Source organism: Burkholderia sp. Ac-20345 (genome assembly GCF_017104825.1).
Classification (GTDB): Bacteria; Pseudomonadota; Gammaproteobacteria; order Burkholderiales; family Burkholderiaceae; genus Burkholderia; species Burkholderia lata_B.
The window spans coordinates 1-25,486 of sequence record NZ_JAAGPO010000052.1 but is presented as its reverse complement, the minus strand read 5'-3'; the positions used below and the strand labels follow the sequence as shown (position 1 = coordinate 25,486).

Here is a 25,486-nt window from a genome sequence, read left to right as displayed (position 1 = left end):
GTAGGTCCTGTTCAGAATCAGATGCGCTCGCGCGGACGGCGCGGTACATCTTCGCGCCGCTTACCGGTTGTCTCGCACCAGAGATTGAGGATCAGCTCACCGCGCACGTGCGACGGCTCGGTCGTGTTTTCGATGTACTTGCGCACGGCTGCCTCGCTCACCGCGCCGTGCAGTTCCCGCGCCACGTCTTTCGGCTTCGGGTAGAAGTGCTGCAGGTCGAGCAGCACCTCGTGCCAGTTGATCGCCAATATCAGCATCGCGGCGGCTACTTCAACTTCCCGGCGACGCGCTGCCGGAGCGCTTCCTGCGCGAACTTGATGACCGTCTTGCGATCAGCGCCGAGGCCCGTCTCACGGAGCACCTTCGCGACGCGCGGATCGCGCTTCGCGAGCGCGTTCGCCGCATCCCAGGCTTTCTCCCAATCGCTGCCGAACGTCTCTTTCATGCCCTGCACAGCGTCGGCAAGATGGGCCTGCTTGTCGGCCTCGGACAGCGCCGGCCAGCCCTGCGCAAATAGCCGGGCATCGTCGAGAAATTCGCGCACGTCGGTTTGGTCGCCGCCGTGGTCTGCGACGATCGCGGCGAACTCCTTGCGATCGATTGTGCCCCCCAGGCCGTCGTCGATCGAAGCGACAACTTCCTTACCCCACTGCCCGGAACCGGTCAGTTCGTCGTACAGCACCCCATGCGCGACCTCATCGCCGTAGAACTTGCGCTCTCGGTCATTGCGAACGAGCGCCAACGCGTCCGGGTCTGCGGCTTGCGGTGTGTGCTGCTCGTCGTTGAGCCGCAGATTCTCCGCGGCGTACCATGCCTTCGGCTGCTCGACCGGCGCGCGCGGCGTCTCGGCCGCGCCCGGAAACTTCGTGTTCGAGTAGAACGCCGCGGCACGTTCCTCGGGCGTCTTCTCGACGGGTGCGGATTGCTGTTCGCCGTCCATCACGCCTCCTCGCCAGCTTCGGTCACCGAGCGCAGCGCAGACTCGCTGTCGATGATGTGCGGCGGTTGATTAGCCGGCTTGCGGTACTCGGCCGCCAATTCGAGGCGCACGATCGTTTGCTGCATGTGCTTCGCCGCAACGCCCGCGATGCTGTCGGGTCGCAGATCTTCATCGAACATCGACCTGACATACGTCCGAACGGCCCGGTCTGAAATCCACGCGCGGGCGCCCTCGATACGCAACCCAGACGCATGTGGTTCGGGCAGCTCGGGGTTCATGCAGACCGCGCGGATTGCCTCGTGCAATTCAGCATCGACCTGCAGAAACTCACTGCGCGCGATAGCGACCGCTTCGAGCGCAGCTTCGAGCGCCTTCGCGGCGTTGACGTACCGGCGCTCCAGAGCGCGGGCCACGCGCACGCCGCTCCGCGACTCCTGGTGCCGCGCTTCGATCGCGGCGGCGGTGTTGGCGCGCTGCGCAGCGGAGTGCACACGGACGAGCGACGCTTCGCGCGACCGGTGCAGATCAGCGACGGCACGCAGCGAGGCCGTTTCCTTATCCTCAGCGCCGTTGTTCTCAAGCAGTCGATCCTCGAGTTGCAGCTGCGCGGTGGCGGTCTGCTGGCGCGCTTCCGCGAGCTGCGCTTCGATCAGTTTGATGTCGGCCATCGATCAGTCCTCCACGAGCTCGACATCCCACGCGAGCACGCGCGCCGCTTCTGCCTGCTCGGCCGTCGCGCGGCCCCACGCATGATCCGCGTTCGGGCGGATCCGCCACTCGCCGCCCTTCAGCAGCCCGTGACGTTCGATGAATTCGGCCAGGGCGTCCGCGACGACACGCGACATCGAGGCCCCTCGCAACAGCGCGCAGGTCTGCAGCGCCATCCGCGTACGTGGGGCTAGGTAGAGGTTCGTTGCTGCCATTTTCGGCTCCTGTGTAGGCATTCGATCAGCGTCGCATCAGTGCGGCGTGGAATCTCGCGTTTGTGCGCATATCACTATGCGCACATCGTCATGCAGGATCGTGCGTCGTTTGGCGCGGCGAATTGTCCGTCTGTCAGTCCGTGATGGGGCGCATGTGGGTAGCCAACCGGGTAGCTAGACGAAGTTTTCACGCGGCGAGCGCTGCGCATCCCCGCCGGGCAGAGCGCTACGCCCGAAATTGAAATCGCCAATCGGTATTTCAATCGCCCTTCACGCGCGGTTTTCGGCCAGTCTGGTCGACCACACGCACGCGCGGCCGCTTCGAGATCTCGAGCTTGTCGTTCAGCATGCCGAGGTGGCGCATCGCCAGCGTGAGCGCCGTCGTCTTGTCGAAGACCTTGGCCTTCTTCGTGAGCGTCGGCGTGGCCGTCAGTTCGCCGTCGCCGTCCGCGCTGTACGTCATCTGCTCGACCACGTCGACACCGGCCAGGCCCGCCGCGGCCTCATCGTCGAGCTGGTCCGGGCGCTTCAGCGTGCCGTCGGCGTTGTACAGACGCCGGATGTCGAAGAACGCGATGCGCGCGAGCTCGCGCAGCACGCGATCCTGCGTGATGCGCGTGCGATCACCACGTGCTTTCATCGCCGCCGTGATCGCATTCGCTACGTTAGGTTTTGTCAGGTTCTCGGCGGCGATGGCGGCGGCGGTCTTCGCGCTGTACCCGGCACGGCGTGCGGCCGCACTAGCGTTCAGGTCGCACAGATACTCGTCGACAAATCGCTGCTGCTTTGCGGTCAGTTTCTTCATATTCGGCCCTTCCTTCATTGTTGACCGGAGCATTGTTCATCGCTCCGGTAAAGTCAAACTCGTAAATAAGTACAACTTAAGAGGTAATTTTCAGCACGTTTGCCGTGAGGCGTTTGAGGCATCATTTAGCCGTTTTTCCCTATCTTTTTTATCTCTATATAGCGAGAAAAAGATAAGAAAAATGGGGGTGAAAACGCCTCAAACGCCTCACCCCCGCCCTGCGCCCACCAACAACGTGCAAATTTCTGCGCGTTCACTCACGCGAGATCGCTTTCCCCGAGTTCACGCTCGACAGCAACACGAATTCCGGCGAAACCACGCTGCGCGCGCAGCGGGCCCAGGTTCTTAACCTGCGAAAAGCCGCGCGCAACGAGCCGACGCGCCAACGCCCGCGAATTCGCAATAAATCGCAGTTCACCACGGCGTTCCGCGAAATGCTTCCACGACAACCACAATTCTTCGCTCGCCTCGGTATGCGCCGGCCCGAGTTCGCAACACTCCGATAACCAGTCCGAAAGCAGATCCATGTCTGCCTTGTACGCATCGCGCGCCGCGGCGACGGTCTTCGGCGGCTTCAATCCGTGCTGCTGATAGGCCAGCGCGCCGCGCACGCACCACGCGAGCACGCCGGCCAACTCGGCGGCGATGCGCTGCGCGCGGCCGGGATCCTTCACGATGTCTGGGTCGCGGTCGAAATTTCGGGTGAACGGCACGAGCATCAGCCGCCGCCAGATCGCGTGGTCATCGCCCTTCACGATCGGCTTGTGGTTGGTCGGCATGAACGCGACCCACGTCGGCACAACCTCGATCGTCGTTTTCGCCCATAGGCCGCGCGCCGGGATCGGATCGCCGCCCGTCATCGCCTTGATCAGCCCCTCGCGCAGCTCGCTCCCCTCGTCCGGCTCGCCAACGTAGACAAAACGTGCGCCGCGCAGGCGCAGCAGATCCTCGCGCGCCGCGCCGGCCGCCGCGCCCTGGCCGCCGCTGGCCGACAGGAACGTCTCCGGCCCCGCAGCCTTCGCATGCGCGCCGAGCGCGTCGCGGATCTTGCCGAGCACCGTCGACTTCCCATTCGAGCCGTCGCCATGCGGGATCACGATGATGTCCTCTTCCGGCTCGCCGCGGATTGCGTACCCCACGAGGCGCTGAAAGAATTCGACCTGCTCGTCGTCATCGAAAAACACGTCGCGCACGGTCTGCTCGAACAGCGGCCCTGCGGCGCGCGGATCGTAGTCGACCGGCGTCACGACCGTGATGCGGTGTTCCTTGTCGGGCGCCAGCAGCTCACCCGTGCGCAGGTCGACGGCGCCGTTGCCGACGCCGAGCAGGTGTGTGTGCTTGTCGAGCTCGGTGACGGGCACGACGACGCGCGGGTCGGACGCGGCCAGCCGGATCATGTTCGACACCATCGCAGCTTTCTGGCACGCGGCGCAGAACTTGAAGAACTCGATCCGTTCCTCGGCCGTCTGCAGATCCTCGGCCTCGTCCACGAGCGCGCGGATCGTCTCCTTCGCCATGTTCTCGAGCTCGACCTGCACGGCGCGGCGCCAATACACGCCCGTCCACGCGTACCAGGCTTCGAGCTCGGGCACGTACATCAGGCCCGCACCAAAGCGATCGAGCATGCGCTCGGCGTTGCCGAACTCGGTGCGCGCGCGGTAGCCCTTCGGCGGCTCGTCATCACGCGGCTTCTTCGGTGCGCGCGGCGGCTTCTCCCCGGTGTCAGCTGGCACCGGCGCTTGCGGCGTGCGGACCTCGACTGCCGGCTCTGCAGCACGCGGCACGCCGACGGCGATCGCCTCGACGCGCGCGGCGGCTTCGAAATCGTCTTCGATCGGTTCCTGCCACCCGTGTGCGCGCGCCAGCTGCAACACCGTGCGGCCAGTGATCGGCGCGCGCTCGTCGCTCGACGTCTTGCCGATGTGCGGCCACACGCGCTCGTCGAGGAACCGCGGGTCGTACTTGCTCGACCGCGCCGAGAACTTGTGCGCGAGCGCCAAGCCATCGTCGCTCCCGCGCGCCGCATGGTGGATCCCGAACACGACGTTGCGCCACTCCTCGTAATCCAGCTCGTCGTCGCCAGCGTTCGGGATCATGTCGAGCGCCGACTTCATCAGCTCCAGCTCGACCGGCACGTCGACCGCGCCGGGCATTACGATTTCCTCGCGCGCGACGTGCGGCACGTCGGCGCTCACCGGCCAATCCATTTCCGCCGCGAAGCCCTTCGGCATGTCGTCGAGCTCGAACGAATCGAGCGGCACCGACTTGCCGGCCAGCGGCAGCACGAACATGTTGCCGAACCCGTCCGGCGGCACGCTGTTCTGCTTCGGGAAAACTTCGACCTGGCCGGCGGCCACGCCCTTGACGCCGTCGCGCAGCTCGCACGCGGCGAGCGCGTCGCGCAGCAGGCATCGCACGCTGTACGCGTCCTGCGGCTCGTCCCACAGCATGTAGATGTGCAGCCCTGCCCCGCCGGACGATCGGAACGGGATCGGCCGCATGCCCCGAGTCTCGAGCTGCGCCATCACACGCAGCGCCGCGGCCTGCATGTCGTACCAAGAGGTTTCGCCCTTGTGCGAATCCAGGTCGAGGCACGCGACGCGTGTCGTCGACGCGCCGGGCTCGATCTGCGCCGCGCCGTAGGCCGGCCCACCGTTCACGTGATGCGCGAGCCGGTCAGCAGTCAACGGCCGATTGATGTGCGATGGCGGCCCGTCGCGCTTTATCCAGCAGTGCGAAGTGACGACGCGCGAAACGATCGGCGCGAGCGCCGCGACCAGATTGGCGTTTGTATGGTTTGGCTTGACAGCATTTTCTGTAGGTGTACTATTCATCGTGTTTACCGAGCTTTGAAATTTTTGGGCCCGCATTTATTGCGGGCTTTTTCTTTTCACGAACTGCATGTCGGCGAGCCGCGGCGCTACGTTCTTCAGCATCCGCCGCCCCTCGGCCGGCGTCAGCCGCTTCGATCGTCGGAAGTGCGCGCGCAGGACTTCGAACGTCGTGGCATTGGCCTGGATCTCTGTCATCGCGAGCGCGAACGCACGCGCGAAATGACTCCCGGGCGTCTCACCCGTGAATGCATCGAGTGCGGCGCACGCGGCCCCGGCGTTTTTGATCTCGAAATGGCTGGATGCAGGATGGCACAGGCCGGCGATCTCCTCGCCCGCAATGCCGCCCAGGTCCATCACCGCTTCAGCAAAGAAGACGTCGGCCGCTTCGTCAAGGGTGTACGGGCGCCCGGTCAGCCGGTGCTCGTAGTGCGTCGAGCCTGTCCAAGCCAGATCCTGCGATCGAATGTGAGCACCGAGAAAGCGCCAGCCGAACGCCACGGCGATGATCGTATGCCCGACTTCATGCGCGGCGGTCTGCTCGCGCGAACACGGGTCGTCTCCGTGAATGGCGCGGATCCGGAGCAGGTGCTCGGCTGCAGCCTGCTTCGCGGCGGGGCTCAGATAGCGTGCGTTGTCGATGGAATTCATGCGGCGGTCGCCTGCTCGGGAACTCGGTAGCCGGCAGGATCCGCGAGCCACCGATGAATCTCGCGATTCGGCCACGCAGCAGAGCGCGACGAACCGAGTTGCATGCGTTTCGGAAAGCGGCCGGCGATCTCGCGCAGCCGGATGGTTTCTCGGCTCAGCGGAACGAGGTGCTTTAAATCCGCCCATCGGGTGAATCCATCAAGTGGCAGGGCTTGAGGATTGTTGCGTTCGCCGGTACGCAAGGGGTGGTGAAAGGTGGTGGTCATTGGCCGTCCCTAGCGGTAGATTGGACACAGCCACATTTCAACGCACACACTCCGTCACGTATAGCCGCGAAGCAAAAATGATGCTTCGCGTACCTGCACGGCTACGCGATACTGAAAACGCAATGGGATTAGGTCAAATCGAATCCCGCGTCTCGAAGCCAGTCGGCAATAGTCTGACTGCCTCGATCCGCGCTGAAATCCACTTTCAACTCTTCAGCGAGTGCGCGAACGTTCGATTCAATAGCATCGCCCGCGGCTTTCGCATTTGGGTACCCTCCTGCAATCGCCAATTCCAGCGCCAAAGCGCGCAGCGGAGCGTACTTCCTTCCTCGAGCCTTGCCACCAGAGCGACCGCTTTCCGCCTTCGATTTTTTAATCGAGGAAAAATCGTTCAGCGTATCCAATAGCGCCTCCCGCGTCGCGGCCGCGTCTTCACGCACAAGCGCAAGGAGACATTCCAGCACACAGGCATCGATCGGCCGGGCGCGCAAGTCTTCGTTGATCTTGCCCATGCGCGCGGCATATTCACTTCCCACAGTTTCCCAATCAAATAGGCGATACAGTTCCTCAGCACGCGTCTGAGCCGCTGTGCGTTCGTCGTTTGTCATTTCGCGTAATCCTTCCACGCAGTCCCTCAAGATAGAACCACGCCAGCCGGGTAAGGGCGCCCGGTTTTCGCCCCGTCGAGCTAGGCACGGTTGTAGGGGTATGCCAGCTGCTGCAGTCGATCAGCCGGTTTGGTGCATCGTATGCCCCCGTTCGATCAATGCACGGAGGCTTTCGCCTGTCACCCGGCTTATGTGACCAATCTTTACGAGCTCGAGATCGCCCCTCCGCGCGATGCGGTACACAGTCCCTCTCGAAACGCTCAATCGCTGCATAACGTATCGGATGGTATACAACGCGCCGACCCGCACCTCCGGTGCCTGCGGCAAAATCGGAGCAGTCCAGCCTTGTGGACGAGCTACTACCGCTGGCACCGGGTAAAGCTCACGCAACGTTTCAGCCATTCGGCCTGCTAGCCGGTCGGCTAGCCGGTCCACGAGCGAGTCGAGCAGTTCAACACATAACGCCAGTTCGCGGTCGGTACGCTGATTCGTCTCCGCTTTGGGCTTCCGGGGTGTATGGGCCATATTCACTCCTTCGTTGTCAATCGACACGAACAGCGGCAGCGCCCACCCACCCTATCAGGCTGGCTACGCTCCGTTGTTCAATCCAAACCGATGGCCTTATTTATTGCAGCGTCGAGTTCATCGGCGGCTATTTCGGCACGTTGCCAAAACCATTCTGCACCAGGAACCGTATCAATTTGGATATGGCGACCGAGCGCGCCGCGCAACGCGTAAATGCACGTGCGGATCTCACCCTGCAATGCATGAAATGCAGCAATATCGCGCGACGATACGGTTACCTGATCCGGGATTTGACCGATCGGGAAAGCATTGTCCGGAATATGAAACGCCATGATGGACTCCGTATGTGGTTGCATCGAACTGCCGTCAGGCAGACGTGGTTAGCGTTTCTGCGCGTGAACGCAGCGCATATTCGGCCTCGCTGCCAATTTCGTTCATGCAGCCGATCGTTTCGAGTTCACGAGCGATTTCCGCCAGGTGGCGCAGCGCATCGCCGGTGACGTCGAGGGCATCCTGATAGGTCGGTGCGAGCGCGGCAGCGCGCAGGGCGCCCCGGATAATTTCGAGTGGGGATTGCGGTTGCTCGGGACGAGCGGGAGCTTGGCGCATGGTGCGGCCTCCTTGGGTGTTGATGGAGACCCGCCGCTCATTTCCACATGAGGGGTGGCGGGCCCGACAGCAAGGGGTGGAAAACCGGTACCCAAGGAAACCGGCCCAGCCGAAGCTGGCCCTCGCTCGGCCCGCCATAGAAACCGGCGTGCAAAAGCGCACGGACGTAAAAATAGCCGCACAGCTGGCGGCTCATCCGCCTTGGGGTATCTCGGGTTTCCACGCCCGGCCGCTGTTGTCTCAGCGGCGACTGCAGATTATTCCCGTCCGACGTCAGGTGTCAACAGGGAATTTGTAAACTTGTCCTCGCTAGAAGAACCGCGCTAGCGACACCCGACAGAGCTGCGAAACAACCACCGCAACGGGAGGCAGCGCCACCGATCCGGGGGTATTTATGGGGGTACATTTCAAATTCTAAATACTATATGCCTTTACTGACACGTCTTACACGCTGAAATTCGAGTGACGCCGCCCCACCAAATTCCGCGCTCGCCGCACGAACCCCGCATGACGCAAGTCTGCGGGGTTTTTTGTTACCGGCGAAACGCATGCGCCCCTCTCGCTCCGAAAAAGCGCCCAGCCACGGGTGGGCCGGGCGGAATGCCACCGGTGTTCCGGCGACAGGAGGTGACGGATGTCCTGCCGCGCCCGCGCAATCATCGATCGCGCCAGGCAGCGGCCAGCCCGGGAGCCGCAGTGCCGGGCGCGACGTGTCGTCGCACCCGGCGTTCGCGCACACCGGGCGATGCGCGGCTTAGCTGCCGCGATACAGCGACTTCATTTCTTCAGCGGTGGCCGGACGCACGCCCATTGCACGCGAACCCGATGCCGATGCGCCCTGTGCCTGTGCGCCGTAACCGCTGGCGTCGGCGCCTTGCGCTTGCGCCAGCGCAGCGCGCTGCTGCTCTGCAACACGCGCCGTTGCTGCCTGGATCGCTTCCGGATAATGCGGATCTTCGCCGCGAGCGGAGTTGTAACCTGCCTGCTGCAGCTGGACCAGTTCGGCGCGAACCTGCGCACGGGTGATCGTCGAACCCGACTGGGCAAACGACACGACCGGGGCAACGAGAGCGGCAGCAACGACAACAGCTTGAACGAGCGACTTCATGATGACCTACCTCCAGATTTGTCTGTGTTCGCGGTGAACACCTTGTTCATCGCTGACAACCCGAAGTTTATGTAGGCGGATGCTTAAGAATAAGGCAGGTTTCTGGAAGACATCCTTCCTCATTTAAGGGTTAACCCTGAATCACCCGCCAGGCCAGCGATGCGCATACCCCAGCGTCGCCCTGCATCGAATCGCATGAAGATTCGCCGGAAAGCAAAAGCCCCGCGAAGCGGCAACGCTCCACGGGGCTCGGACAGAATCGGAATTGCACGGGACGCCGGCCGTCGCCGGTCGGCCAGCCGGGTCGGCGCGCGAGCGCAACACCCGCCAGTCGAATCGGGGCCGCGTGCCCCTCGTGCGAACGCGCCCGTCAGCCAGGTTATCGGCTATCCATCGGACACTTCAGGTTGCAGCCGTTCGGATCGCCCAAGTCGCCCTTGCGGCGCAAGGCCGACTTCTTGCCGCTCTGGTATTTCTGCGACGGCGAGGACGCCGCAAACGGCATCTGCGGATGCTCGTTCAAGCGAAACTGTTCACTCAGGATACCGCCGGGCACACCGGGGGAATTCTGCGCGAGCGCAAACGGCGAAACAGCGGTCAGCAGCCCCGCGGTCAACGCTGCCGCGGCGAGGGGAACGGAAAATTTCATGGCGGGATGACGCTTGAACGGCGTGCTTGTTGGAACGTTGATCAAGCGGCAAGCGTAGCGCAAATCCCCCGCTGCTGCATCGCGGTTCGATTGCGCCCGCGTTACCGGGAATTGCCGTCCGGCACGCTCGCGCCGTCGCCGCCGGCCAGCCCCGTCGCGATGCTCGTCAGCGTTCCGCACGCAGCCGGATCGTAGCCGTCGAGATGCGCGACGCGCTCGACGAAGCGCGCGTCGCGCAGCAGCGCCAGTACGCCGGCCAGCGGCCGCGCGTCGAGCCGCGCGCGTTCGCACGCGAAGTAATAGTCTTCGTCGACGACCGGGATGAAATCGAGCCCGAAATGATGGGCGGCAGGCTCGACGCCGAAGCCGAGATCGGCCATCCCGCTTGCGACGAACGCCGCGATCGCCGAATGCGTGAGCTCGGCCGACGCGTAGCCGTCGATGCGTTCCGGATCGATGCCGATCGCGCGCAACGCGAGATCCAGCAGCATGCGCGTGCCCGACCCCGGCTGGCGGTTGACGAAGCGAATGTCATTGCGCGCGAGATCCGCGAGCCCGCGAACCTGCTTCGGGTTGCCGCGCGGCACGAACAGCCCCTGCTGGCGCCGTGTCAGGTGGATCAGCACATGGCGCGTATCGTCGAGCCACGGCCGGTAGATCTGCGCGCACTGCGCGCGAAACGCGCCGCGCGGCAGATGGAAGCCGGCCAGGTCGCACTCGCCGCGGGCAAGCGCCTGCACGGCCTCGACGCTCTCGCGATACTTGATGTCGACAGCCGCCTGCGCATCGACGAGCGCGGAGACGAGCGTCGCGACCGCGTAGCCGTGCGACGCGTGGATGCGCACGGCGCCGTCGCGCTGGGCGAGCCGCCGGTTCAGGTCGCTCGCCACTTCGGCCGCCAGCGTGCGCAGGTTCCCGTCGAGCCGGCTGCGCGCGAGGCGCTGCGCATCGACGACCGCCTGCCCGAGCGCCGACAACGTCGAGCCCTTGCCGCGGGCGGTTTCGATCAGTTCCCCGCCGATGCACGCCTCCAGCGCGCGCAACATGCCCCACGCGTGCCGGTAGGACAGCCCTTTCGCTTGTGCGGCCTGCGCAATGCTGCCCGTGTCGGCCACGAGTTCCAGCAACGGCGCGACGTCCGACAGGTTGGCCGCACGGCCTTCCGTGTCGCGTACGGTCAGAAACGCGTCGCATTCGATTCGAATCAATTATGCACTCCGATTTCCTATTGCGACGGCCAAATCTTCCGCTTATCGTTGGTCAAAATCAATCAGATCGAAGTCACGATGTGCACTATATGAATTTCGAGCGCATATGAGACTTTGGAGGAGCACAAGATGTCCCCGAATTCCCAAGCGCCCGACGCGCTCGTCGAGCGCCATGCACGCGCCGGCCGGTCGCTCGTGGCGATCCTGCACGCGATCCAGGACGACGCGGGTTACGTGCCGCCGGGCTGCGTCGCGCCGCTCGCCAGGGCACTCAACCTGTCGCGCGCGGAAGTGCACGGCGTACTGACTTACTACCACCACTTCCGCACCGCGCCGCCTGCGCGCGTGACGATCCAGATGTGCCGCGCCGAAGCATGTCGCAGCATGGGCTGCGAAGCGCTGGCCGCGCATGCGGAAGCCCGCACGGGCTGCCGGTTCGACGCCGCGCACGGCGATGCCGCGGATACGCATGCACCCGGTGACGTCGCGCTCGAATCGGTCTACTGCCTCGGACTGTGTGCGCAGTCGCCATCGCTGACGGTCAACGGCGTGCTGCATGCCAGGGTCACGCCGGAGAAATTCGACGCGCTGCTTGCCGACGCGGTCGCCCACACACCGGAGGCCGCATGACGACCCGCATCTACGTCCCGCGCGATTCGTCCGCGCTGGCCCTCGGCGCCGACGCGCTCGCCGCCGCGATCGCGACGGAAGCCGAACGGCGCGGCGTCGCGATCGAACTGGTCCGCAACGGTTCGCGCGGGCTGCTGTGGCTCGAGCCGCTCGTCGAAGTCGGCACGTCCGCCGGCCGTGTCGGCTATGCGAACCTGTCGGCCGCCGACGTGCCCGCCCTGTTCGACGCGAACTGGCTCGATGGCGGCACGCATCCGAGCGGCGTCGGCCTCGTCGACGCACTGCCCTATCTCGCACGCCAGCAACGCCTCACGTTCGCACGCATCGGCCTGACCGATCCGCTGTCGATCGACGATTACCTGCAATACGAAGGCCTCGCCGGCCTGAAGAACGTACTCGCACTCGACGGCGATGCCGTATGCGAATCGCTGATCGAATCTGGGTTGCGCGGCCGCGGTGGCGCGGCGTTCCCGGCCGGCATCAAGTGGCGCACGGTCCGGCAAGCGAGCGCCACTCAGAAATACATCGTCTGCAACGCAGACGAAGGCGATTCGGGCACCTTCTCCGACCGCCTGATCATGGAATGCGATCCGTACTGCCTGATCGAAGGGATGATCATCGCGGGCGTCGCGACCGGCGCGACGGTCGGCTACATCTACGTGCGCAGCGAATACCCGCATGCGATCGCCACGCTCGAAGCCGCGATCGTCCGTGCACGCGAAGCCGGCTGGCTCGGCGAGCACGTGCTCGGCTCCGCGCATGCGTTCGAGCTGCACGTCGCGAAAGGCGCGGGCTCGTACGTGTGCGGCGAGGAAACGGCGCTGCTCGAATCGCTCGAAGGCAAGCGCGGCGTCGTGCGTGCGAAACCGCCGCTGCCCGCGCTCGCCGGCCTGTACGGCCAGCCGACCGTCATCAACAACGTGATCACGCTCGCCACGGCGCCCGTGATCTTCGCGCGCGGCGCCGCGTTCTATCGCGACTACGGGATGGGCCGCTCGCGCGGCACGCTGCCGTTCCAGCTCGCGGGCAACATCCGCTACGGCGGCCTCGTCGAGCTCGCGTTCGGCGTCACGCTGCGCGAACTGCTGTTCGACTTCGGCGGCGGCACGGCAAGCGGCCGGCCGGCGCGCACCGCGCAGGTCGGCGGCCCGCTCGGCACCTACCTGCCCGACCACCAGTGGGACGTGCCGCTCGACTACGAGGCTTATACGGCGATCGGCGCGGTCGTCGGCCACGGCGGCATCGTGCTGCACGACGACACATCGAACCTCGCCGAGCTGGCCGAATACGCGATGAAGTTCTGCGCGATCGAGTCGTGCGGCAAGTGCACGCCATGCCGGATCGGTTCGACGCGCGGCGTCGAGACGATCGCGCGCATCCGCCACGGCGATACGTCGGAGCGGCAGGTCACGCTGCTGCGCGACCTGTGCGACACGATGCTGGCCGGTTCGCTGTGCGCAATGGGCGGCATGACACCCTACCCGGTGCTGTCCGCGCTCGACCATTTCCCCGAAGATTTCGGGCTCGCTGCCGGCAAACATGCCGCGTCGGGTCCGGTCAAGGCTGCGGCCTGACCCAGAAGGAGCCCTGCATGTCCCTCGACACGAACAACGTCCGCCAAGGCGGTTGCGGCTCTGGCCAATGCGCGTGCAAGAGCGCCGCTCAGGCGCGTGCCCGCGATCCGTTCGACGATACCGACTACGGCACGCCGCAACGGTATGCCGATACCGACGTCACGCTCGAAATCGACGGCCAGCCGGTCACGGTGCCGGCCGGCACGTCGGTGATGCGCGCGGCGATCGAAGCCGGCGTCAACGTCCCGAAGCTCTGTGCGACCGATTCGCTCGAACCGTTCGGCTCGTGCCGGCTGTGCCTCGTCGAGATCGAAGGCCGGCGCGGTTATCCGGCGTCGTGCACGACGCCTGCCGAAGCGGGCATGAAGGTGCGCACGCAGTCGGACCGGCTGCAGTCGCTGCGTCGCAACGTGATGGAGCTGTACATCTCCGACCATCCGCTCGACTGCCTCACCTGCCCCGCCAACGGCGACTGCGAACTGCAGGACATGGCGGGCGTCGTCGGGCTGCGCGAAGTGCGTTACGGCTTCGATGGCGCGAATCATCTGCGTGACAAGAAGGACGAGTCGAATCCGTACTTCACGTACGACCCGTCGAAGTGCATCGTCTGCAACCGCTGCGTGCGCGCCTGCGAGGAAACGCAGGGCACGTTCGCGCTGACGATCGCCTCACGCGGTTTCGAATCGCGCGTCGCCGCAGGCGAAAGCGAATCGTTCATGGCGTCGGAATGCGTGTCGTGCGGCGCGTGCGTCGCCGCCTGCCCGACCGCCACGCTGCAGGAAAAATCCGTCGTGCAACTCGGGCAGGCCGAACACTCGGTCGTCACGACCTGCGCGTACTGCGGCGTGGGCTGCTCGTTCAAGGCCGAGATGAAGGGCACGCAGGTCGTGCGCATGACGCCGCACAAGAACGGCCTCGCGAACGAGGGCCACGCGTGCGTGAAGGGGCGCTTCGCGTGGGGCTATGCCACGCACAAGGACCGCATCACGAAGCCGATGATCCGCGAGAAGATCACCGACCCGTGGCGCGAAGTCAGCTGGGACGAAGCACTCACCTACGCGGCAACGCAATTCCGCAAGCTGCAGGACAAGTACGGCCGCGATTCCATCGGCGGCATTACGTCGTCGCGCTGCACGAACGAGGAAACCTACCTCGTACAGAAACTGGTGCGCGCCGCGTTCGGCAACAACAATGTCGACACCTGCGCACGCGTGTGCCACTCGCCGACGGGCTATGGTCTCAAGACGACGCTCGGCGAATCGGCCGGCACGCAGACGTTCGCGTCGGTCAGCCAGGCCGACGTGATCGTCGTGATGGGCGCGAACCCGACCGACGGCCACCCGGTGTTCGGCTCGCGGCTGAAGCGGCGCGTACGTGAAGGCGCGAAGCTGATCGTGATCGACCCGCGCCGCATCGACGTCGTCGACGGCCCGCACGTGAAGGCGACCCACCACCTGCAGTTGCGCCCCGGCACCAACGTCGCGATCGTCAACGCGCTCGCGCACGTGATCGTCACCGAAGGGCTCGTCGCCGACGCGTTCGTCGCCGAGCGCTGCGACACGCGCGCATTCGAGCAATGGCGCGACTTCGTCTCGCGTGCCGACAACTCGCCCGAGGCGACCGCCGAAGTAACCGGCGTGCCGGCCGAGTTGGTGCGCGAAGCCGCGCGCCTCTATGCGACGGGCGGCAATGCCGCGATCTATTACGGGCTGGGCGTGACCGAACACGCGCAGGGCTCGACGACGGTGATGGGCATCGCGAACCTCGCGATGGCGACCGGCAACATCGGCCGCGAAGGCGTCGGCGTCAATCCGCTGCGCGGCCAGAACAACGTGCAGGGCTCGTGCGACATGGGCTCGTTCCCGCACGAGCTGCCCGGCTACCGGCACATCGGCGACGAGATCGTGCGCACGCAGTTCGAGGCAGCGTGGTCGGCAAAGCTGCAGCCGGAACCGGGGCTGCGCATTCCGAACATGTTCGACGCAGCGCTCGACGGCAGCTTCAAGGGGCTTTACTGCCAGGGCGAGGACATCGTCCAGTCGGACCCGAATACGCAGCACGTCGCGGCCGCGCTGTCGGCAATGGAATGCATCGTCGTGCAGGACATCTTCCTGAACGAGACCGCGAAGTACGCGCACGTGCTGCTGCCCGGCTCGTCGTTCCTCGAGAAGGACGGCACGTTCACGAACGCGGAACGCCGCATCTCGCGCGTGCGCAAGGTGATGCCGCCGCTCGCGGGCTACGCGGACTGGGAAGTCACGTTGATGCTGTCGCGCGCGCTCGGCTACGAGATGGACTATGCGCATCCGTCGGAAATCATGGACGAGATCGCGCGGCTCACGCCGACCTTCTCGGGCGTGTCGTACGCTAAGCTCGACGCGCTCGGCAGCATCCAGTGGCCGTGCAACGAGCAGGCACCGGAAGGCACGCCGACGATGCACATCGACGCATTCGTACGCGGCAAGGGCAAGTTCGTGATCACGCAGTTCATTGCGTCGCCGGAGAAGGTCACGCAACGCTATCCGCTGATCCTGACGACGGGCCGCATCCTGTCGCAGTACAACGTCGGCGCGCAGACCCGCCGCACCGAGAATGTCCGCTGGCACGAAGAGGATCGCCTCGAGATCCATCCGCACGACGCCGAGGATCGCGGGATCCGCAGCGGCGACTGGGTGGGTATCGAATCGCGCGCGGGGCAGACGGTGCTGCGCGCGCTCGTGACCGAACGCATGCAGCCTGGCGTCGTGTACACGACGTTCCACTTCCCCGAATCGGGTGCGAACGTGATCACGACGGACAGCTCGGACTGGGCGACGAACTGCCCCGAGTACAAGGTGACGGCCGTGCAGGTGCTGCCCGTCGCGCAGCCGTCCGACTGGCAGCAAGCCTACGCGCGCTTCAACGCGGAGCAGCTCGATCTGCTCGAACGGCGCGCAGCCGCGGCCGCCGGCGTGACGTCAGGCAAGTGAGGAAGCGATGGACAACGGACACCTGATCGACATGGCCAACCAGATCGGCGCATTCTTCGAATCGATGCCCGATCGCGACGAAGCGCTGGCCGGCATCGCCGACCATATCCGGCGCTTCTGGGAGCCGCGGATGCGCCGCGCGTTGCTCGCGGCGCTCGACGATCCGTCGAGCGAGGCCGGGCAACGTGCGGCGCCGATCGTGCGCGACGCGATCGCCGTGCACCGTGCGTCGCTCGTGCCCGCCGCGGCGACTGCCTGACCACCCCGTCAAGCGGACCGCGACATGCCCGCGAACCAGCTTTCGCAGTGGCGCAGCAGCCCGTTCGCGTCGGTTGCCGTGCGCCCGCGCGCGGCAACGTAACCATCCGGACGCAGCAGGTAAAACGACGGCCGCGAGCGGCCGTATTCCTGCGCAAGCCCGGCATCACCGCCTTCGGCATCGGTGACGCGCCAGACGCGCACCGCGTCCGGCATGATCCGTTCGAGCCCCTGCACGAGCGCCTGCGCATCGGCCGGCATCGGCGCCACGGCCCCAGCGTCGGCATTCGCCGGCTCTTCCAGCAGCAGCAGCGTGAAGCTCGCCGGATCGTGCAGGTCGTATAGCCGCGCCGTTCCGGGTGCCTGACCGAGCGGCCCGTCGAGCACGCGCACGTGCGCGTCGGGTGCCCGTTCGCCTGCGCGCGGCCCGCCGTCGAGCACGCGCTCCAGCGTGAGCGGACTCTTCCGGTACTGCACGCCGAGCTCGCTGACCGAGCGCCGCACCGCGTCGCGCATCGGCCCGAACGACGCCAGCAGCGGCACGACATGATCGCGCAGCAGCTTCATCGCGCCACGCTCGGCTTCGACGATCTGCGTGACGAAGCCGGTCTGCCGCAACACGTCGCGCTCGATCGGATGGCGCTCCGCGTGATACGTGTCGAGCAGCCGCTCGGGCGTGCCCGCGCCGAGCACGCGCGCGAGCTTCCAGCCGAGATTGAACGCTTCCTGGATGCCGGTGTTCATGCCCTGCGCGCCGGCCGGGCTGTGGACGTGCGCGGCGTCGCCCGCGAAGAACACGCGACCGTGACGCAGCCGGTCGATCATCCGGCTGTGCAGGTGAAAATAGGACGACCACGCGAGATCGCTCGGCGAGATCGACGCACCGGCACGGGCACGCACGATCGCGTCGCATTCCGCCAGCGACGGAGTCGGCGCATCGGGCGACGCGTCGCTGCCGGGCGGCCGGTCGGCCACGAGCCGGTAACGGCCGCCTCCCATCGGAAACAGGCCGGCGATGCCTTCGGGCGCCGTGAACAGGTGGATCTCTTCGTCCGGCCAGTCGGGTATCGCCGCGAAATCGGCAAGCAGGAATGTCTGTTCGAACGCCTGCCCGGTGAAGCCCAGGCCGAGCAGATGCCTGACCGTGCTGTGCGCGCCGTCGGCCGCGATCAGGTACGACGGTGCGAACGATTCGTCGCGACCGTCGGCGCGGCGGATCGACACATCGAGCGACGCGCCGCCCGCATCGCACGCGGTCAGCGTCGCACCGCGCTCGACCGTCACGCCGAGCCGGGCCAGATGCTCGGCCAGCAAGCGCTCGGTGACGGTCTGATCGAGGAACAGCAGATATGGATAGCGCGTTTGCAGCGGATCGAAATCGAGCCGCGCGATCACGCGGCCGTCGGCATGCAGCGCGGCCGCATGCGCCCGATGGCCGAGCGCGAGAAACGGTTCGACCGCGCGATGTTGCTCCAGCAGTTCGAGCGTGCGCGCCTGGATGCCGATCGCGCGCGAATGCGGTGCGGGCGCAGCGAGCCGATCGATGATGCGCACCGGCACGCGGGCCCGCGCGAGGCTCATCGCCGCGGCAAGGCCGGTCGGCCCCGCGCCGACAATCAGCACGGGCGGGATATCGGGCAGTGTGTCAGCCATGAGAACCTCGATGACACGCGGTCTAGGGGGCTGTTTGCCTATGGAACGCGCATGCGTTGCCACGAGAACGGCCGCTCGCGAGGCGCGCGCCGCCGCGAATACTGACGTATTCGCAAGAAGCGCAACGCGGCGAGCGGCCGTTCTCGTGGCAACCCCAAATTAAAAAAATCCATGTCACGGGAAGGCCCGAAATCGCCCACATGGCGGCGTCGCTCGTCGCTTGTTTGGCGAGGCCAAACGGCGCTCCTCGCTTCTTGCCCTGCGAGCGATTTCGGGCCTTCGCATGCGCGTTCCATAGGTAAACAGCCCCCAGTCTACGCCGCTCCGCGTGACGGGGCCATATGCCGATCGGCCGATTCGCGGCACCGCCGCGCGGTGTGGGAAAATACGCGCTTTCCGTCAGTTTTCGCGTTATGGATTCCGCATTCGACCGGGCGTATGCCGCACACCGCGCGGGCCGCCTCGCCGAGGCCGAGCACGGCTATCGCAACGCGCTCGCCTCCAACCCCGCCGACGCCGACGCGCTGCATCTGTTCGGCGTGCTGCGGCACCAGCAGGGCCAGCACGCCGAGGCGGCCGATCTCGTCGGCCGCGCCGTCGCGCTGCGGCCGGACGATGCCGCGCTGCAGCTCAATCTCGGCAACGCGCTGAAGGCGCTCGGCCGGCTCGACGAAGCGGTCGACCGTTTTCGCAACGCGCTGACGCTCGCGCCCGAATTTCCGCTCGCGCACTACAACCTCGGCAACGCGTATGCGGCACTGCAGCGCCACGACGATGCGATCGATGCATTTGGCCGCGCGCTCCGGCTCACGCCCGACGATGCGTCGATCCACAACAATCTCGGCAATGCGCTGAACGCACTCGGCCGCCACGACGACGCGCTCGCCGCGTTTCATCGCGCGCTCGAGCTGCGGCCCGGGCATGCGGGGGCGCACAACAACCTCGCGATGGCGCTGAACGCGATGGGCCGCGCCAGCGACGCGATCGCGCACTTCCAGGCCGCGATCGCCGCGCAGCCGCGCTTCGTCGCCGCGCATTTCAATCTTGGCAACACGTTCGATGCGGTCGGCCGGCATGCCGAGGCGGCCGACGCGTTCGAAGCCGCGCTCGCACTGCATCCGCCGTTTCCGCTCGCGCTGTTCGGGCTGGCGAACGCACTGAGCGCGCAGTCACGCCACCGCGACGCGCTGCCCTACTACGAGCGCGCCGTCGGCCTCGATCCGTCGTTCAGCCTGGCCTGGCTGAACCTCGGCAACGCACATCATGCGCTCGGTGCGCACGAGATGGCGCTACGCGCATTCGACCAGGCACTGCGCGTCGCGCCCGATCTCACGCTGGCGCGGCTGCACCGCGCGGTCACGCTGCTCACACTGGGCGACTTCACGCGCGGCTTGCCCGCGTATGAAGCGCGCCACGACACGCCGGGCGCGACGCCGCTCGGCACGCTGCCGCGCTGGCAAGGCGAGCCGATTGCGTCGCGCACGCTGCTGATCCGCGCGGAACAGGGCTTCGGCGACACGCTGCAGTTCGTCCGCTTCGTGCCGCTCGCCCGCGCACGCTGCGCGCGCGTCGTGCTCGAAGTCCAGCCGGAACTCGTTTCGCTGCTGGCGCCGGCCGCGTCGCGCTGGCGCGTGACGCTCGTTGCACAGGGCGCCGCGAAACCGCCTGCCGCGGATGTCGCGTGCACGCTGATGAGCCTGCCGTTCCTGCTCGGGCTTCAGACGGAGGACATCGTCGCAGGCTCGCGCTACCTCGACACCCCCGACGGCGCCGCCCGGCGCTTTCGCGGCTCGCTCGGCGGGCAATCGAAGCGCAAGTTCGGCCTCGCGTGGTCGGGGCGCCGGCAGGCGCAGGAAAACCGCTCGATGCCGTTCGACGCGCTCGCGCCGCTGCTGGCGCTTCCGGATATCGACTGGATCGTGCTGCAGCCGGCACTCGACGACGACGAGCGCGCACGCGTCGATGCGCATCCGCGCCTGCATCGGCTCGACGGCCGGCTGAACGACTTCGCCGACACGGCCGCGCTGATCGAGCGGCTCGATGGCGTCGTCACGATCGATACGGCAGTCGCGCACCTTGCCGGCGCGCTCGGCAAGCCGCAATGGGTCATGCTGCCGTTCGCGCCCGACTGGCGCTGGTTCACCGGCAACGACTGCCCGTGGTATCCGCAGGCCAGACTCGCCCGCCAGCCCGCGCCGGGAGAATGGCTCGACGTGGCGGCCGCGGTCGCCGGCATGCTGCGCGAAGCCTGAACGCAGACGAAAAAAGGGAGCGCGCGCTCCCTTTTTCAATGCGATGCGTGCGGCCGGCGCCGCGCGACAAACGGGTGGCGCTCAGGCCGCCTTGTACTGGTTGCGCGCCTCGGACGTGCGATACAGCACGAGCGTCGCGATCAGTCCGCAAATCGCAGCAACGCTCAGCCACAGCCCCGGCGCCGCCTTGTTTCCGGTCTGATGAATCAGCAGCGTCGAGATCGCGGGCGTGAAGCCGCCGATCGTCGTCGCCAGGCTGTATGCGAGCGAGAAACCGGCCGTGCGCACGTCGGACGGCATGACTTCGGTCAGCGCGACGACCATCGCCCCGTTGTACGACGCATACAGGAATGACAGCCACAGCTCGACCGCGAGCAGCCGCAGGAACGACGGATCGCCGACGAGCCACAGCACGGCCGGGTAGGCCGTCAGCAGCGTCAGCACGGTGAACGTGATCAGCACCGGGCGGCGACCGATGCGGTCCGACAACGCACCGGACAGCGGCAGCCACACGAGATTGGAGATCCCCACGCAGACGGTCACGACGAGCGCGTCGAGCGACGACAGGTGCAGCACTTCCTTGCCGAACGTCGGCGTATAGGCGGTGATCATGTAGAACGACACCGTCGTCATGATCACCATCCCCATGCCCGCCACCACGACGCGCCAGTTGTCGAGCATCGAACGCATGATCTCGCCCATCGTCGGACGATGACGCTTCGCGAGGAACTCGTCGGTCTCCTTCAGCGAACGACGGATCAGGAACAGGAACGGCACGATCAGGCAGCCGATCAGGAACGGAATGCGCCAACCCCACGCGGTCATCTCCTCGACCGGCAGCGCGCGGTTCAGCAGCACGCCGACGAACGCGGCGAACACGACGGCCACCTGCTGGCTGCCCGATTGCCACGACGTATAGAACCCCTTGTGCCCCTTCGTCGCGATCTCCGACAGGTAGACCGACACGCCGCCGAGCTCGACACCTGCCGAAAAACCCTGCAGCAGCCGGCCGAGCAGCACGAGCACCGGCGCGAGGACGCCGATCGTTGCATAGCCGGGTATCGCGGCCACCGTGAGCGTGCCGAGCGCCATCAGCCCGAGCGTCAGGATCAGCCCCTTGCGCCGGCCGTGATGGTCGATGTACGCACCGAGCACGATCGCGCCGACCGGCCGCATCAGGAAGCCCGCACCGAACACCGACAGCGACAGCATCAGCGACGCGAATGCGTCGCCGCTCGGAAAGTAGGTTTTCGCGATGGCCGACGCGTAATAGCCGTAGACCATGAAGTCGTACATTTCCAGGAAGTTGCCGCTGACGACGCGGAACACGGTGCGGAATTTCGATTCCTGCGCGATGGCGTGTGACGCTGTGGACATGTTTTTCTCGCTCAACTCGGATGGCGCGAATCCGCGCCGCGTGAATCCGACGACGCACGCGGCGCCGGGCCGGCGCGCACGGGCATCGCTGCCCGCCGGCGGCGCGCCGCGCAACGACGCGCGCACCGGCGTAGTTGGCGCATCATGCCACGCCAACCCGACATTTGCCTTGTGCTGCTCCTGCCGCTGCGGTCGCGGCGTTCGCCTCGTACGGGTCGTCCCGAACGCGACACGCTCGACGATCCGCTCACGCTGATCGCGATGGAAAGCGCACTGCGCGCTACCCGGCCTGCCCGCGCAACGCACGCGCCCGCCGCCGGTTTCGACTGGACGGCGCAACTGTCCCGCCGCCGCCTGGCCGATACGCCAAGCGCGTTCGCGCGCTGACGGCCGCCCCATGAAAAAACCCGGCGAAGCGCGCTTCGCCGGGTTTTGCTCGTCTCTCTCCGTCCGTCCAACGAATCGTTACTTGTGCGCGGGCAGCCCCGTCTCGGTCTGCTTCTCGAGTTGTCGCACCTGTTCCTGCAAATCACGCAGTTGTATCTGCGCGGCCCGCTTCTCGACCTGCAGCGCCTGTGCCTGCTCCTGCGCCGAACGCTGCCGCTGCGCGACTTCAGCCTGCTGGCTACGTGCAACGCTCAGGTCGGCCTGCAACTGCTGCGCACGATTCGCCTGCAGCGCGATCACGCGCTCGAGAAACGCCTTCTGCGCCTCCAGCTCGGTACGGCGGATTTCGATATCGGCAAGTTGTATGGTCTGCTGAACGAAGTTCGCGTACACCATCTCCGCGCGGCTCTTCTCCTGCGACCGGATCACGCGCCACAGGTGCTTGTCCTGGAACAGCGCGACGTAATACGTCATCTCGCGCGGATCGAACATCAGGCTCGCGCCGTAGCTGCCGTTGTACGTCGTGCGCATCTCGACGATCCGGCCATCGTGCAGCATCCGCGTCAGCTCGGCGACGTTGCCTTGCGCGGATGCGTCCGACGCGGCCGCGCCGGATGCCGCCGCGTCGCCGCGCAGGCTCGTGACCGCCGGACGCGTACCGGCGGCGGGCGCGGTCGCGTCGGCCGACCAGGCCGTGCCCGCTTGCGCGCAGGCAGCCAGCGCAATGATCCACGTGGCGCGTCGTGCAGGGGAGAAGTTTCGGAAAGCCAACGTCAGACTCCGGCGAACGGATCGGAACTCGCGATTATCGTTCAAAACGAAACGGCCGCATTCTCGAATTTATCGGGATGCGGCCGGCCTTCATACGATGCGAATAATGCGGCTTGCTACAGGCGGGTTTCGCGCGCCGCGCGCAGGAACGCATCGAGCAGCGGCGTGCAGTCGAGCAGCTCCGAGCCGCCGGCACGATGGAACTCGGGGTGCCACTGCACGCCGACGACGAACGGCGAACGGCGATGACGAATGCCTTCGATGATCCCGTCGCCCGCCGACACGGCCTCGATGTTCAGATCGCGGCCGAGATCACGGATCGCCTGATGGTGAATCGAGTTGACGATCGCTTCGCTGCGCCCGGGGAACATGCTCGCGAGCGTCGAGGAATCCGGAAAGCGGATCGCATGACGATGCTGGTCGTAATGCTCGCTCACGTGCGCGTTCGCGGTCGGCACATCGGTGGCAATGTCCTGGTACAGCGAGCCGCCGAACGCGACGTTGATCAGCTGGCAGCCGCGGCACACGCCGAGAACGGGTTTGCCGGACTCGACGAACTCGTGCAGCAGTTCGAGTTCATACATGTCGCGCACACGATCGCCCGGCCATTCGGGGCGGGCGTCAGATGCTGCGTAGGTTTGCGGCGATACGTCTGCGCCACCCTGCAGCAGCAGGCCGTCGAGATGCTTCGCGTAGTCGCGCAGACGGATGTTGCTCGGATGAATCATCCCCTGGTGACCGACGGTCGGGATCATGAACACGAGCACGTCGCGCGACATGACCCAGTGGGCGATCGATTCCTCGAGATACTGCAGCGTCTTGCCCCGCAGCCCCTTCGCGCCCGGCTCCGGATGGAAGATCCGCGCCGACACGCCAATGCGCAGCGTGCGCTGCGTGATGCGCTGGCCCGCACGATCGAACAGCCGGCGCGCGCGCGCGGCGATGATCCGGCCGAACACCGACCACGGCGTGTCGCTCTGCTTCAGGTAGGCCGGTGGCGCATTCTGCGCGCTCGCGGGCGGCGGGCGCGGCGTGTCGAAGTCGGGTTGCGCGCCGAACCCCGGCGGCGGTGCGCCATGCTTCGGCGGCGCGGCAGCGGCAGCGCCATCGATGGCTGCCCCCGTTGCACCGGGCGCACCCGGCTCGGACGCAGCCGTGACCGGCGACGCACCGTCCGCGGCGACGTTCTGCGCGGCGGCCTGGGCTGCCGGCGCATCGGGCACCTTCGCCGGTGCGGGACGGGGGGAATCGGAAGAAACGGAGGAGGTGCCGGGCAGACCGGCCGGGGAAGGCGTGTTTTCGCTCATGACGATGGTCTGGTACGTCGCTCACGCGTATGGATAAACGAGGAATCATTATGCTTCAGTGCGCGATCGAGCGGCAAACCTGCAACATCCTGTCGATATTGTTGCAAGTCGGCGGCAAACTGCGTCGGGGAGCGTTCCTGCCCGCGCGCTGGCAACGCCGATGCGTCGCGACCGGTACTGGACACCAGTGATATATCACAATAATATCCAGGCATCGTCCACGCTTCCCGATCGCCCGCGCCATGATCGCGCCCCGCCCGGCCGCCGCACCGCCCTCCGCATGAATGCCCTGACCGACGTCACCTCCGACCGCCCCGCCGCGCCGGCGGCCAGCCTCGCCGACCGCGCGTACGCGCTGATCCAGCGAGACATCACCACGATGCGGCTGAAGCCCGGCGCCGCGCTCAACGAAGCCGACCTCGTCGCGCGCACCGGTATCGGCCGCACGCCGGTGCACCAGGCCGTGCATCGGCTCGTGCTCGAAGGGCTGCTGTCCGTGATGCCGCGCAAGGGATTGATGGTGCAACCGCTGTCGCTCGACGACATCGTCGCGGTGATCGACGTGCGGCGCATCAACGAAGCGTACTGCGCGGAACTCGCCGCGCGCCATGCGACGCCCGACGATCTCGCACGCCTGGCCGCGCTGCTCGACGAAGGACAGGCCTGCGTCGACACGCACGACGTCGAAGGCATGATGGAACTCGACCGTGCGTTCCACCAGGCGATCGCCGCGGCCGCGCGCAATGCGGTCCTCGCCGAGATCCTGCGCGCGCTGCACGAGCGCTCGCTGCGCTTCTGGTTCGTCACGCTGTCCGAACCTCACCATCTCGCCGACGTCCAGCACGAGCATCGCGCACTGTTCGACCGGCTGTCGGCACGCGACGCCGCCGGCGCGCGCGTGGCCGTCGAGAGCCATATCGATTCGTTCCGCTCCACGCTTCTTCAACATCTTCGCCCCTGAGCCGCCATGACCACTTTCACGCCCTTCCCCCCGCTCGCCCAGCTCGCCGCCGACCTCGCCGCCGGCCGGACCACGAGCCGCGCGCTCGTCGACACCGCGCGTCAATTACCTCCCCCGCACGCCGCACCCAATCAAGGGCCGGAAGCAGATAGAAATTCTCGATGCCCCGGATTGAAACAAGCAATTTCACAAACTCAGGGTGAACCCGGATACTGGGAACACTT

Annotated in this window: 27 protein-coding genes; 8 read left to right on the top strand and 19 right to left on the bottom strand. The window is 66.2% G+C overall.

The window, feature by feature from the left end; genetic code table 11:
• Positions 1 to 17 precede the first annotated feature (17 nt).
• From G3O06_RS19975 to G3O06_RS19905, 15 genes are all read right to left on the bottom strand, one after another.
• Positions 18 to 257 (bottom strand): hypothetical protein, encoded by a 240-nt coding sequence (locus tag G3O06_RS19975; protein WP_241020145.1) that lies wholly within the window; start codon positions 255 to 257, stop codon positions 18 to 20.
• A gap of 8 nt (positions 258 to 265) precedes the next feature.
• The gene (locus G3O06_RS19970) at positions 266 to 940 is read right to left on the bottom strand and encodes a hypothetical protein (protein ID WP_205817232.1); all 675 of its coding nucleotides are present in this window, start codon (positions 938 to 940) and stop codon (positions 266 to 268) included.
• The gene (locus tag G3O06_RS19965) at positions 940 to 1,608 is read right to left on the bottom strand and encodes a hypothetical protein (RefSeq protein WP_205817231.1); all 669 of its coding nucleotides are present in this window, start codon (positions 1,606 to 1,608) and stop codon (positions 940 to 942) included. The genes G3O06_RS19970 and G3O06_RS19965 overlap by 1 nt, the downstream gene beginning before the upstream one ends.
• A gap of 3 nt (positions 1,609 to 1,611) precedes the next feature.
• Positions 1,612 to 1,863: a hypothetical protein gene (locus G3O06_RS19960; protein ID WP_205817230.1), complete on the bottom strand. Its 252-nt coding sequence runs from the start codon at positions 1,861 to 1,863 to the stop codon at positions 1,612 to 1,614.
• 259 nt (positions 1,864 to 2,122) lie between these two features.
• On the bottom strand, positions 2,123 to 2,668 hold the full coding sequence (locus G3O06_RS19955; RefSeq protein ID WP_205817229.1) for a terminase small subunit: 546 nt from the start codon (positions 2,666 to 2,668) through the stop codon (positions 2,123 to 2,125).
• A gap of 257 nt (positions 2,669 to 2,925) precedes the next feature.
• Entirely contained in the window at positions 2,926 to 5,355 is a 2,430-nt protein-coding gene (locus tag G3O06_RS19950) for a phage/plasmid primase, P4 family (RefSeq protein WP_205817228.1), read from the bottom strand.
• 183 nt (positions 5,356 to 5,538) lie between these two features.
• Complete coding sequence (locus tag G3O06_RS19945; protein ID WP_205817227.1) at positions 5,539 to 6,150, bottom strand: hypothetical protein; 612 nt, start codon at positions 6,148 to 6,150, stop codon at positions 5,539 to 5,541.
• Positions 6,147 to 6,416, bottom strand: coding sequence for an AlpA family phage regulatory protein (locus G3O06_RS19940; protein WP_205817226.1), 270 nt, complete (start codon positions 6,414 to 6,416; stop codon positions 6,147 to 6,149). Before G3O06_RS19940 ends, G3O06_RS19945 begins: the two co-directional genes overlap by 4 nt.
• Positions 6,417 to 6,544: 128 nt before the next feature.
• Positions 6,545 to 7,024 (bottom strand): hypothetical protein, encoded by a 480-nt coding sequence (locus G3O06_RS19935; protein WP_205817225.1) that lies wholly within the window; start codon positions 7,022 to 7,024, stop codon positions 6,545 to 6,547.
• Between the two features lie 120 nt (positions 7,025 to 7,144).
• Positions 7,145 to 7,426 (bottom strand): helix-turn-helix domain-containing protein, encoded by a 282-nt coding sequence (locus G3O06_RS49760; protein WP_205817248.1) that lies wholly within the window; start codon positions 7,424 to 7,426, stop codon positions 7,145 to 7,147.
• 200 nt (positions 7,427 to 7,626) lie between these two features.
• Positions 7,627 to 7,881, bottom strand: coding sequence for a hypothetical protein (locus tag G3O06_RS19925; RefSeq protein ID WP_205817224.1), 255 nt, complete (start codon positions 7,879 to 7,881; stop codon positions 7,627 to 7,629).
• 34 nt (positions 7,882 to 7,915) lie between these two features.
• Complete coding sequence (locus G3O06_RS19920; protein WP_205817254.1) at positions 7,916 to 8,158, bottom strand: hypothetical protein; 243 nt, start codon at positions 8,156 to 8,158, stop codon at positions 7,916 to 7,918.
• A gap of 754 nt (positions 8,159 to 8,912) precedes the next feature.
• Entirely contained in the window at positions 8,913 to 9,266 is a 354-nt protein-coding gene (locus G3O06_RS19915; protein ID WP_069247423.1) for a DUF4148 domain-containing protein, read from the bottom strand.
• 379 nt (positions 9,267 to 9,645) lie between these two features.
• The gene (locus G3O06_RS19910) at positions 9,646 to 9,915 is read right to left on the bottom strand and encodes a hypothetical protein (protein WP_205817247.1); all 270 of its coding nucleotides are present in this window, start codon (positions 9,913 to 9,915) and stop codon (positions 9,646 to 9,648) included.
• 101 nt (positions 9,916 to 10,016) lie between these two features.
• Complete coding sequence (locus G3O06_RS19905; protein WP_205817223.1) at positions 10,017 to 11,123, bottom strand: substrate-binding domain-containing protein; 1,107 nt, start codon at positions 11,121 to 11,123, stop codon at positions 10,017 to 10,019.
• Between the two features lie 129 nt (positions 11,124 to 11,252).
• Between G3O06_RS19905 and G3O06_RS19900 the strand changes: the two genes are divergently transcribed.
• The 4 genes from G3O06_RS19900 to G3O06_RS19885 are packed head-to-tail and all read left to right on the top strand — an operon-like array spanning position 11,253 to position 16,555.
• The gene (locus G3O06_RS19900) at positions 11,253 to 11,753 is read left to right on the top strand and encodes an NAD(P)H-dependent oxidoreductase subunit E (protein ID WP_174988921.1); all 501 of its coding nucleotides are present in this window, start codon (positions 11,253 to 11,255) and stop codon (positions 11,751 to 11,753) included.
• Entirely contained in the window at positions 11,750 to 13,327 is a 1,578-nt protein-coding gene (locus G3O06_RS19895; protein WP_205817222.1) for a formate dehydrogenase beta subunit, read from the top strand. The genes G3O06_RS19900 and G3O06_RS19895 overlap by 4 nt, the downstream gene beginning before the upstream one ends.
• 17 nt (positions 13,328 to 13,344) lie before the next feature.
• Positions 13,345 to 16,296, top strand: a complete 2,952-nt coding sequence (gene fdhF, locus G3O06_RS19890) for a formate dehydrogenase subunit alpha (protein ID WP_205817221.1) — start codon at positions 13,345 to 13,347, stop codon at positions 16,294 to 16,296.
• Between the two features lie 7 nt (positions 16,297 to 16,303).
• Positions 16,304 to 16,555 carry a formate dehydrogenase subunit delta gene (locus G3O06_RS19885; RefSeq protein WP_174918084.1) on the top strand — a complete coding sequence of 84 codons (252 nt, stop codon included), beginning with the start codon at positions 16,304 to 16,306 and terminating at the stop codon, positions 16,553 to 16,555.
• Positions 16,556 to 16,563: 8 nt separating this feature from the next.
• Here the strand turns inward: G3O06_RS19885 and G3O06_RS19880 are convergent, their stop codons facing one another.
• On the bottom strand, positions 16,564 to 18,207 hold the full coding sequence (locus tag G3O06_RS19880) for an FAD-dependent monooxygenase (RefSeq protein ID WP_174970248.1): 1,644 nt from the start codon (positions 18,205 to 18,207) through the stop codon (positions 16,564 to 16,566).
• A 341-nt stretch (positions 18,208 to 18,548) separates the two neighbouring features.
• Between G3O06_RS19880 and G3O06_RS19875 the strand changes: the two genes are divergently transcribed.
• Positions 18,549 to 20,459, top strand: a complete 1,911-nt coding sequence (locus G3O06_RS19875) for a tetratricopeptide repeat protein (RefSeq protein ID WP_205817220.1) — start codon at positions 18,549 to 18,551, stop codon at positions 20,457 to 20,459.
• Positions 20,460 to 20,540: 81 nt separating this feature from the next.
• Here the strand turns inward: G3O06_RS19875 and G3O06_RS19870 are convergent, their stop codons facing one another.
• Entirely contained in the window at positions 20,541 to 21,836 is a 1,296-nt protein-coding gene (locus G3O06_RS19870; protein ID WP_205817219.1) for an MFS transporter, read from the bottom strand.
• Between the two features lie 144 nt (positions 21,837 to 21,980).
• Between G3O06_RS19870 and G3O06_RS19865 the strand changes: the two genes are divergently transcribed.
• Positions 21,981 to 22,223 (top strand): hypothetical protein, encoded by a 243-nt coding sequence (locus tag G3O06_RS19865; protein WP_205817253.1) that lies wholly within the window; start codon positions 21,981 to 21,983, stop codon positions 22,221 to 22,223.
• 78 nt (positions 22,224 to 22,301) lie between these two features.
• Here G3O06_RS19865 and G3O06_RS19860 read toward each other — a convergent pair whose 3' ends face one another.
• The gene (locus tag G3O06_RS19860) at positions 22,302 to 22,994 is read right to left on the bottom strand and encodes a DUF2968 domain-containing protein (protein WP_205817218.1); all 693 of its coding nucleotides are present in this window, start codon (positions 22,992 to 22,994) and stop codon (positions 22,302 to 22,304) included.
• Between the two features lie 116 nt (positions 22,995 to 23,110).
• On the bottom strand, positions 23,111 to 24,301 hold the full coding sequence (locus G3O06_RS19855) for a type 1 glutamine amidotransferase (protein ID WP_174918078.1): 1,191 nt from the start codon (positions 24,299 to 24,301) through the stop codon (positions 23,111 to 23,113).
• A 280-nt stretch (positions 24,302 to 24,581) separates the two neighbouring features.
• Here G3O06_RS19855 and G3O06_RS19850 point away from each other — a divergent pair, with 280 nt between their 5' ends.
• Together G3O06_RS19850 and G3O06_RS19845 are read left to right on the top strand one after the other, a co-directional pair.
• Positions 24,582 to 25,262, top strand: coding sequence for a GntR family transcriptional regulator (locus G3O06_RS19850; protein WP_205817217.1), 681 nt, complete (start codon positions 24,582 to 24,584; stop codon positions 25,260 to 25,262).
• Between the two features lie 6 nt (positions 25,263 to 25,268).
• The coding region (locus G3O06_RS19845) for a hypothetical protein (protein ID WP_205817252.1) at positions 25,269 to 25,486 on the top strand (218 nt) is incomplete at its 3' end.